Below are 425 nucleotides of genomic sequence, written 5' to 3' on the forward strand. Positions count from 1 at the left end.
ACGAAGCACCATGTTATATCGCTTGGAGTGGTAAAAACCGTTCTCCATTAGTACGTGTACCTTCTTCAAGAGGATTGTCAACTCGTATTGAAGTACGTTCAGTTGACCCTGCAGCTAACCCTTACATGGCTTTAGCAGCAATCCTTGAAGCAGGATTAGACGGAATTAAGAATAAACTAGAAGTACCAGAACCAGTAAATCAAAATATCTACGAAATGAATCGTGAAGAACGAGAAGCAGTTGGCATCCAAGACTTACCATCAACATTGTATACTGCGTTAAAATCAATGCGTGAAAATCCTTCAATCAAAAAAGCTTTAGGAAATCACATTTACAATCAATTTATTAACTCTAAATCAATTGAATGGGATTATTACCGTACTCAAGTTTCTGAATGGGAACGCGAGCAGTACATGAAACAATAC

The 425-nt window shown here is 37.6% G+C and carries 1 pseudogene; it reads left to right on the forward strand.

What is annotated here, in order from left to right:
• Nucleotides 1-425: pseudogene (locus HZY83_RS00120) on the forward strand (glutamine synthetase); the annotation flags it as partial.

Source organism: Gemella sp. GH3, assembly GCF_013415425.1.
Taxonomy (GTDB): domain Bacteria; phylum Bacillota; class Bacilli; order Staphylococcales; family Gemellaceae; genus Gemelliphila.